1 protein-coding gene is annotated in these 484 nt (G+C 67.8%); it reads right to left on the reverse strand.

Annotated features, from left to right (window positions below; all coding sequences use genetic code 11):
- On the reverse strand, nt 1–468 hold a 468-nt coding region (locus VT52_RS34380; RefSeq protein WP_107481538.1), incomplete at its 3' end, for an IS3 family transposase.
- Between the last annotated feature and the right edge of the window lie 16 nt (nt 469–484).

Below are 484 nucleotides of genomic sequence, written 5' to 3' on the forward strand. Positions count from 1 at the left end.
GGCCCAGAAACTCTCCGCGGCCGCGTTGTCGAAGCATGATCCGGTGCGTCCGCAGCTGTTTCGCAGTCCCAACTCTCTTATTCGGTCCCAGAATTGGGTCGAGGTGTATTCGCTGCCGCGGTCACTGTGGATCACGCAGCCGGGCTCCAGGTTCCCTCGGCCGTAGGCCATGTCCAGGGCGTCCACGACGAGTTCGGCGCGGTGGTGATCAGCCATGGCATAACCGACGACCTCGCGGGTGGCCAGGTCCAGCCAGCAGGCGAGGTAGAGCCAGCCCTCGGCAGTGGGCAGGTAGGTGATGTCGCCGACCAGCTTGATCCCGGGCCGCTCGGCGTGGAAGTCACGGCCGATCAGGTCCGGGGCCGGCTTCGCCTTCTTGTCGGGCCGGGTCAACGAGCGGCGCTTGCGCCGGGTGACGCCTCGGATGTCGCGCTCGCGCATCACGCGTGCGATGCGCTTGCGGTTCACCCGCCGCCCCAGTCGC

The sequence above is a fragment of the Streptomyces malaysiense genome (assembly GCF_000980885.2).
Lineage (GTDB): Bacteria > Actinomycetota > Actinomycetes > Streptomycetales > Streptomycetaceae > Streptomyces > Streptomyces malaysiense.